Raw genomic sequence first — 7,937 nt, 5'->3', positions numbered from 1 at the left:
CGGAAGCTGGAAGGCTTCGAGGACCTATCGGATGACGATCGCCGGGCCCTGGATGGCTTGGCGCCACACATCCGGCAGGTCGCTGCACGGGTCGCTTTGGGTCGCGAAGGCGACGAACCCGAGAACGCCCATCTGCTCCTTGATGGCCTCGCTTCCCGCTACAAGATGCTCCCGGACGGTAAACGCCAGAGCATGGCGCTTAGGGGTCCAGGGCACTTCTGCCGCCGCAACGTGTTCATCCTCGACCAGATGGACCACAACATTGCTACGATCTCCGCATGCCATGTCGTCGACATCCCGCGTCGGGCAATCGAGGAGATTACCCAGGCCCATCCGCAGATCACGCGGGCCTTTTGGTGGTGCGGTCTCGTCGATGAGGCGGTGCTGCGCGAGTGGCTGGTCAACCTTGGTGGTCGTGCCCCGGAGCGTCGTATCGCTCACTTCCTCTGCGAAATGTTGGTTCGACTCGATGCGGTTGGGAAGGTCACGAATGACAGCTACGCCTTCCCATTTACGCAGGTGGAGCTTGCAGATGCGATGGGGTTGTCCGCCGTTCACGTACACCGTACGCTTCGCGAGCTGCGTGATCTCGGGCTGATCACGATCAAACGGCGGGTTCTGACGATCCATGATGTCGAGCAGCTCAAGTCGTTCAGTGGCTTTACGCCGAACTACCTCCACCTCAAGAACACTCGTTGGGGCGCACGCCGGAGCGAGCCGTGGTTGAACCAGCTACGGGAAAGTTAGTCATGGATGCGCACGACAACGTCGAGACGTTGCTCGTGCTGCAGCCGATCTTGGTTGACACGAGCAGCCCGGATCGGGAAGGGCGTCTGGTCCTGGCAAACGGCCTGCTGATCGCCGTGCTGGTGCGCCTTGATACCCCCGAGCACGAGGTGGGCCCGGGCTGGTTCGTGGAGGCGGCCTTCGGACGGCTCGTTGGTATCTCAGCGCCGATCTTCGACACGCTGGAGGAGGCAACGCGATGGCTGCGACAGCACCGAAAGCCGTGACCGAGGTAGCTACGTTGCAGGCCCCCTCCGCTCGGATGCCGCAATACCGTTTCCGACGGGCCAACGAGCAATTTCGAACTCGCCGATATAAAAGCCCGAACATGTCTTTGATCTCGACGAAGCCTGCGCTGCCATGGCTAGAAAGGAGAAGCAATGCCCCACCGCTTCTCCGATTTTGCAGCTGTAATTTTGAGCATTTGGTTGGCATCAATTACGCCGGCCTATGCTCAGGATGACCCTATTACACTAGCTGATGATCCTTTCGAGGTCTCCGATCCTCATGCCACGTCGCCCGGAGAGTCGACTTTTTCCATCGGCGGGTCGTATGAACGAGCAGCGACCGGGCGTGTGCGTGGCACAGCAGGGGCGGAGAGCGAACTAAGCTATGGCGTAGCGCCGAAGCTCGATGTGAGGATCGGTCAGACGGGAGCCTACGGGAACCTCGACATCCGTCGCCGACTAGGGACGGTCAGTGCGGACGTTCCTGGGTCTACTGAGGGAGGTACCAATGCCAATCTCGGCGGGACGACGCGTCTGGGGGCGCTCTACCAGATCACGGACGAGAGGCGGGTCATGCCGATCGTCGGGCTACTTGGGCGTGTTCGTGCGCTCTACGGCCCAGGCGGTACGGCCTATGAGACCGAAGGCACCCTTCTATTCGGCAAGACTCTCAGGAGTGGGGAACTTCCGCTCGGCGTTAGCTTGAACCTTGGAGGCGTCTACCGCTTCGATCCAGCGCCTGGCGAGAGAACAACACGCACGCTATTAAATGCCTCGGTTGGACAGGCGATATCCACCGACACGGCGCTTGTTACAACCTATGCTCGGGAGCAACAGGAGCTAGGACAACCAGATTATAGTCTCGTACAGGTTGGAGCGAGGCATCGCCTAAGAAGCCAACGCGCCATCTTGGGTGTTGCCGTCGGCTTCGGGCTCAACCGCAATACGCCGCAACTCCAACTTGCCGTTGCTATTCAATGGGAGTTTGGTGGCGCCCGTTAGCTCTATAAGAAGCCGCTTCCCGCGTGATCCTTGAAGGCGTTCGCCCTCCTGACGTAGCGAAGTACCGTCCGCGGATCGCGGTACCCCGACACCTCCATGATGCGAGCGAGATCGCCCCCAGCGGGTTCCTGCGTTGTAGGAATAGCGGGTGATCAACCACAGGTAGGGGGATGTCGGGCCTAAACAGCTATGCTCGGTAAGCGGCAATTCGTTGTTCACGAGGCATGGGCGAGCGTTTCGCCAAAGTCGAACCGATACGGCGTGCAAAGACTTAATCCAGAGACGGCGGGCGCCCTTTAGTTTGGCTTACGTCGCATCGAACCAAAAAAGCCCTCAATTTCGATTTCCAGCATTCGGGTGCTGAACGTCCGGATAATCGTGCCGTGAATGGCTCCGTCACGCATCTCGATTGTTGCGGTTTTGTGATTGTACGAGAACGTCATTTGTTGCTCGCCGAACGATGCCCAGAGCACGTTCACCGGAATGTCGCCGTCCTTGATCTGCAGCATGAGCGTACCTGGATTGGCCTGCCATGCAATCCCGCCGATCAACGCGAGAGTAATCGTGATGACGCCCATCGTCCCTTCTTCAGCCCGATCCATGATGCCATTCATGTAGGCGCGAAGCGTGTCGATGTCCGTAGCGGTGCTGACGATAACTGCCTCCCCTCAAGGGTTTAGATTACAAACTTCGACGGGGTTCGAGCTGGGCATCAGAATTTGAAGGCTCTGGAGCAGTGCTGCTTTGTCGTTTGTAGAGCGAACAATACCCCAAATCGAAGCAGGAAAATAAAGGATCTTCTTGCCGCATCAGAGACTAATGCTGACGGGAGACCCGGGAAGCGACTCCGTTGGCCCGCAAAGATTTAGTGTTCAGTCCCCGGGCGGTTCTGCCGAGGAGTTTCACCGTTATTTTTGGTGAAGTCGGAGCGTTCTGGGTCACCTTTGGACTCTGCAACCTTGCCGCGCATTACTGACGCAACTACAATAACTGTAGTCAAAGTCATCAGCGCTAGGCCGGCGATGAGATATTCGTTGCCTGGCATAAATTTATTCCTCATATTTTGACAAAACACAATTAAATGCAAATATTCAGTTAGTTTTATTAGAAAAATACTCGTTAATCAGCGGATAGTCTTTTCGCGTTGGCCGCCACGTGCTCGCGGTATCGCGCAATGACGACTTCGGGGGAGCTGCCCATCATCAGTGTACCGGCGGCCTCCATGCTCGCCTGGATCTTCTCGACCACCATGGAGTGCATCTCAGCCCTAGCCTCACGGCCGCCCCAGGCTAGCCGGACAAGGCGAAGTTCAATGACCTTTTGGCATTCGAGAGCGAGCATCATCGATGAGAAGAAGGGATTGTACACAGCACACTCCTCACCACATGGGTCGGGTATCTGGATAGAAGAAAATCTGCTGGCTTTAGCTCTTATGCTGACGCTTGATTTGGGTTGAAACGCTGGATGAGGCGCAATCTACACCCGTTGACTCCACCGGGGGCAGGCGAGGGTCAACGGGCGCAGACGGCGGACGTAATCGGGAATGAACGTCAGCGTCTGCATCTTAGAGATATTTGCACGCCAAATATCATCAATTCATTTTTTTTGGACGATTTAACTGTCTGTCGGCGGTAAATAATAGCATCAGACGAAACCATCCGATCAAGTCGGCTCTTTTAGAGATGGCTGGTTAACGCGACCGTGCCCGCGCGGAAGTTATGACATGCCTCGTATCGCTATCTCGACCTTGGCTGCCTGCTTGATGGGTATCCTCCTCGTTCCGAGTGAGGCAGCCAAGAGGAAGATCCAGGTGCCTAATAAGTACGACGGGACTTCGAGCATTACGGCAGTTACGAGGGATGGGCCATGCTCGGCCAGCACGAGCTATCAGGCGCAGATCAAGGACAGCGATGCATCGGTCCCAGGTGACGAGATTGAAGTCGGCGGTGGCGTCTCGCAGTCGGGAACCGTGCAGGCCACGATCATCGAGGGGGCCAACAGGGTGCCGATCGCCGGGACCCTCGACGCCAAGGGTAGCGGCAGTGGCACGTGGCACACCACCGGCGGCATCGTCGAGTGTAGCGGAAGCTGGAGCGCCAAGCGGGCGGGTTAGGTTGCTCAGCGCTTCGTTCAATCGAGGCTGGTAGTCGAGCCATAGCGAGCAAGCCCATCCCCCGATCTGATCACGAGGGACGGGTGCCAGCTGTGTCAGCAGCCGACCAATCCTGAGCCTGGCTTGGGAGCAAGATGCCCTCAACCAGTTATCGTGGCGTCAACGCTCCACCGCCGGTCAGCCCTAAGACACGTTACCCGCTTCTTATGCCGCAGGATCTTGATCGTTTCAGCGTGGTTACACCTGCAGATCTTCAGCGCGGAGTCACCGCCATGGCCCAGACCCGGCATCTGAATTCTAAATCAGACCCAGTCGACGAAGGCGCGCAGGCCCGTATCCACGGTCGGCCGAAGGATGCTTGTCCCTATCCTCACAACAGCGAAGAGCGCGATTCCTGGATGGAAGGATACGACGGCGCGCCCCGCGATGATGCCCCTGATTGGCAGCTCGGATGAGCACTTTGGGCATCACTATAAAATATGGACGATCATGATTTTGGAGGCTCAAGCCGCGCGGCATTCTGATGCGGTGGCAGGCCGAGCACTGCTGACGGCTAGGTTGAGGGGCTTGCCTCCTGCCGAGCGCAAAGCATTCCATAAGGCAGTTCGTGCCTGCTTCGCATCGCGTGCGCTGGCGGCTGCTAACGAGAATTGAGAGGTCGACCTAGCCTTGGTGTAATGCCACTCGTGTTGGTTAGATTTGGACGGTGACCAGCGATGGACCGCGATCAAGAGCCGGAAGAACGGATCTTCGGTTAAAGTGCCTCTTCACTGGTATGGGACTGTAAGGCGATGCGACCCGCATCAGTGATTGCCCACTCCCGCGACCCGTCCGCGGAACTGGCCCCGATCGGCTTGACGAAACCCATCTTCATCAATCCGGGGATTTCTTGATCTCCCTTGGCATAGCGGCGTGGTCCGCGCGCTAGCAGCGTCAGCCGGTAATGCTGGCTCGGCCGCAGCTTACCCTCATGCCGTTGGGCTTTCACGGCCTCTTTCCTTCCCGAAACCGGATGCCAGTCCCTCCGCCATTCTCAGGCGTAAAGTCCCGATTGAGAACGAAAAAGGCCCTGCGAGCTAGAGCCTACAGGGCCATTAGATTACTGGATGCGGTGCCAGAGACGCTTCAGCAGTCGTTGCTGCCCTGCTTCACCACCTGACCCTCGGTCGGCTTCTTCTCACCATCCACGGGCTTGGTGCCGGCGCCAACGTTGTTCAGCGCGCCAACCGTTCCGGGAGACTCGGCCTTGGCGCCGGGGGTCGTCTTGGCAGTCGTGGTGCCGTCGGTCATCGAGCTCTTGTCGGCCGAGGACGACGTGCCTTCCATGTTGGTGGTGGTTCCCACCGCGCACGGGGCGGCGAAGGAGGCGCCGGCCGTCAGCATCAGAATGGCGGCAGCGCCTGAAAGGGTTGCAAGCTTTGTCATGTTTCCCCCGATTGTATTGCCGGAAGGAAACTAATTTCGGCATGATGGTTCCGACCCTGCGCCACTAAGGCCCTTTCCGTCCTTGGAAGGATCGGAGCAGCCAGGCCATGCCTTTCGCTTCAGCCTGCTCGACCGAGTTCGTTTCCGCCATCCGACCTGTCTCACTGTCGATCTCATAGACGATCTGCGTCAGGAGGGGTGGGAGTGGAACCCATCCAGCGGGTGTTCCGTCACCTGCCGACGTGGGATTGCGGGATCATCAAGACCGGGATCACCCGCGCCGAGTGGGACGTGATGTTCCCGCCCGAGGAGGAAGCGTAGCTATGGCGATGCTCTCCGCGGCCTCGGGCCACCTGACCCGCCGCACTGTCCTCGGCGCCTTCCTCGTCGTCGTTGCCTCGCGGATGCCTGCCATCGCCTCTGACTGCGTGCGGCCGGCGATCCGATGGGCCGAGAAAGCCGACGCCGCCTACTCCGCCTCGGGGCGTGTCGCAGCCGATCTGGCTGCCACCGGCCAGCCCATGCCCGCTGGGTGGCGCGACTACCGTACTTCCCTATCCCATGCGCACCGGCTGGTCCGCCTCGACCTTTACGCCCTAATGCCGACGACGCCCGAGTCTGCTGCGGCGCTGGCTGCCTACCACACCGCTCGCGGGGAGTGGGCGGGCAGCTCCGGCGCCCGCCGAGCTGCCCGCCGCCGGCTCCGCAAGGTGTTCGCCCGGCCGGGTGCCGTGCTGCCGCCCCGTCCGACCTGATCGACGGCCAAACGGGACCCACCCCCTCGCCTTCCTCGACCTACCGCCAGGAGCCCGAACGATGTTGCACGTCCGCACCCTCGACCCCGCCGCCAACCCGATCCACGGGGCCATCGCCCGTCACCGCATCGTCTACGACGCATTTCAGGTCGCCCCCGAGGGCGAGGCGTCCGTGATCGCGAACGACGACTACGAAGCGGCAACCGACGCCCTGGGGACGACGCCATGCGGGTCTCGGTTCAAGCCGTTGGTGCAGTGGAAGCGGTAAAGCGGCGTCGGCATTGGCGTTCTACCCCGCCCTCCACATTCCTTCACCGCCCTTTCCCCGGGGCGTGGCCGTTTGAGTCGAAACACGGTTCCTCGCGCAGTCAGTTCCTTGTATGTTCTTGAGCAACTTGGAGCGCCGATGCACCCCAGCCGCACGAACAGCCTGTAGAGATCCGGCTGAGTGAGGCCGAGACGATCGCGCTCGCCTACCGCCGAGCCGCCCGCGGCGACGCCTGGGTGGCTCTGGTGCGGGCGATTGAGGACGCGCTGTCCGATCTGGCGAAGGTCGAGCGCCGGTCGCTGCGGCGGGGTCGGCTCGTCTCGCGTGGCTACGTTCGAGCCAGCTTGCCGGGGACGATCACGTGAGCCCCTACACGGTCGATGAACTGATTCTCGGCAGCACCCAAGGCTGCGAAGGCGCCAATGGAGGCCTCTAAGGCAGCTCCGAAGGTGCGCGGGCGAAAGAAGGCCACCGAGACGGCTTGAAGCCGTTTAGCGACCCGCTCCGGCACACCCTAGCATCCGTGCTTGTGTATCGAGGGTGTACCGGTTCCAGAGTTCCACTGGGTGAGCAGCGACCGAGAATAGCCTGTGGGTTGCAACACCCTGGCGGAGGCAAGACCCAAGTCAAGCGAGACAGTGCGACTGCAACACTTTGATACAAAAGAGCGACAATCCGGCCTTTCCCAAATTGGATCTAGAAAGGGGGCTGTTGCGTTGTTGCGGTAGATTGATCAGACAGAGAATGATTTCGATGAAGCGTCTTGCACTCGCATCGACTGCCCTCGTGGCAGCCTTGGCATTCATGCCCGCTAGCGCTGACGCGCGTGGCTTCGGCGGTGGCGGTGGCTTCCGAGGCGGCGGTGGTGGCTTCGGCGGCGGCGGCTCCCGGGGCGGTGGCTTTGGTCGTGGCGGGTTCGGCGGCGGGTTCCGCGGAGCTGGGTTCCGGGGTGGATACGGCGGCGGCTATGGCCGGGGCTTCTACGGTGGTGGGTACGGTGGTCGAGGCTATGGCTACGGCCTGGGCGGCCTTGGGCTTGGGGTCGGTCTCGGCCTTGCTGCCGGTGGCCTCTATGGCGGCTATGGTGCTGGCTACGGCGGCTACGGCTATGATGATGGGTACTACGGCAGCGGGTACGCTCCCGTAGGATACGGTGCCTACGGCTATGGCTACCGTCGCCCGGTTTACGGTTACGGCTACACTCCCTATGGCTACGGCTACTAGAGCGTTTTCGGTTTAATCTGGTCCGTATCCAGCGGCAGCGAAGAAGTTGGCGCACTCGTCAGGTGTGACGGTGTCGACGAGACGTCCGATGGCCGACCACAATCCCTCGACGGTTCGCTCGGCCGCTTTGCGTAGCA

Annotated in this window: 11 protein-coding genes and 1 pseudogene; 8 read left to right on the top strand and 4 right to left on the bottom strand. The window is 60.4% G+C overall.

Annotated elements, in window-relative coordinates; all coding sequences use genetic code 11:
* The 3 genes from MKK64_RS25365 to MKK64_RS25355 form a co-directional block, all read left to right on the top strand.
* A partial coding sequence (locus tag MKK64_RS25365) for a Crp/Fnr family transcriptional regulator (protein WP_243938376.1) occupies window positions 1-747 on the top strand: 747 nt, incomplete at its 5' end.
* A gap of 2 nt (window positions 748-749) precedes the next feature.
* Complete coding sequence (locus tag MKK64_RS25360) at window positions 750-1,013, top strand: hypothetical protein (RefSeq protein ID WP_243938375.1); 264 nt, start codon at window positions 750-752, stop codon at window positions 1,011-1,013.
* Between the two features lie 153 nt (window positions 1,014-1,166).
* Complete coding sequence (locus MKK64_RS25355; protein ID WP_243938373.1) at window positions 1,167-2,015, top strand: hypothetical protein; 849 nt, start codon at window positions 1,167-1,169, stop codon at window positions 2,013-2,015.
* 296 nt (window positions 2,016-2,311) lie between these two features.
* Here MKK64_RS25355 and MKK64_RS25350 read toward each other — a convergent pair whose 3' ends face one another.
* Window positions 2,312-2,629, bottom strand: coding sequence for a hypothetical protein (locus tag MKK64_RS25350; RefSeq protein WP_243938371.1), 318 nt, complete (start codon window positions 2,627-2,629; stop codon window positions 2,312-2,314).
* A 505-nt stretch (window positions 2,630-3,134) separates the two neighbouring features.
* A complete protein-coding gene (locus tag MKK64_RS25345) occupies window positions 3,135-3,383 on the bottom strand; it encodes a hypothetical protein (protein ID WP_243938369.1) in 249 nt (82 codons plus the stop codon).
* A gap of 394 nt (window positions 3,384-3,777) precedes the next feature.
* Here MKK64_RS25345 and MKK64_RS25340 point away from each other — a divergent pair, with 394 nt between their 5' ends.
* Both MKK64_RS25340 and rmf read left to right on the top strand, forming a co-directional pair.
* Complete coding sequence (locus MKK64_RS25340; protein ID WP_243938367.1) at window positions 3,778-4,128, top strand: heme utilization protein; 351 nt, start codon at window positions 3,778-3,780, stop codon at window positions 4,126-4,128.
* 134 nt (window positions 4,129-4,262) lie between these two features.
* Window positions 4,263-4,583, top strand: coding sequence for a ribosome modulation factor (gene rmf, locus MKK64_RS28300; RefSeq protein WP_313898939.1), 321 nt, complete (start codon window positions 4,263-4,265; stop codon window positions 4,581-4,583).
* Window positions 4,584-5,253: 670 nt separating this feature from the next.
* On the opposite strand, the gene MKK64_RS25330 is transcribed toward rmf, so the two are convergent.
* Entirely contained in the window at window positions 5,254-5,553 is a 300-nt protein-coding gene (locus tag MKK64_RS25330) for a hypothetical protein (protein WP_243938363.1), read from the bottom strand.
* Window positions 5,554-5,876: 323 nt separating this feature from the next.
* On the opposite strand from MKK64_RS25330, the gene MKK64_RS25325 reads away from it, so the two are divergent.
* The 3 genes from MKK64_RS25325 to MKK64_RS25315 all read left to right on the top strand — a co-directional run bounded on the left by MKK64_RS25325 (window position 5,877) and on the right by MKK64_RS25315 (window position 7,800).
* The gene (locus tag MKK64_RS25325; RefSeq protein ID WP_243938361.1) at window positions 5,877-6,308 is read left to right on the top strand and encodes a penicillin-binding protein; all 432 of its coding nucleotides are present in this window, start codon (window positions 5,877-5,879) and stop codon (window positions 6,306-6,308) included.
* 61 nt (window positions 6,309-6,369) lie between these two features.
* Window positions 6,370-6,576, top strand: coding sequence for a hypothetical protein (locus MKK64_RS25320; RefSeq protein WP_243938359.1), 207 nt, complete (start codon window positions 6,370-6,372; stop codon window positions 6,574-6,576).
* Window positions 6,577-7,329: 753 nt separating this feature from the next.
* A complete protein-coding gene (locus MKK64_RS25315; RefSeq protein ID WP_243938378.1) occupies window positions 7,330-7,800 on the top strand; it encodes a hypothetical protein in 471 nt (156 codons plus the stop codon).
* A gap of 12 nt (window positions 7,801-7,812) precedes the next feature.
* On the opposite strand, the pseudogene MKK64_RS25310 reads toward MKK64_RS25315, so the two are convergent.
* A pseudogene (locus MKK64_RS25310) lies at window positions 7,813-7,937 on the bottom strand (IS630 family transposase); the annotation flags it as partial.

Origin of the sequence: Methylobacterium sp. E-025 (assembly GCF_022829705.1) — a bacterium.
Lineage (GTDB): Bacteria > Pseudomonadota > Alphaproteobacteria > Rhizobiales > Beijerinckiaceae > Methylobacterium.
This window is presented reverse-complemented; position numbering and strand designations above follow the sequence as displayed.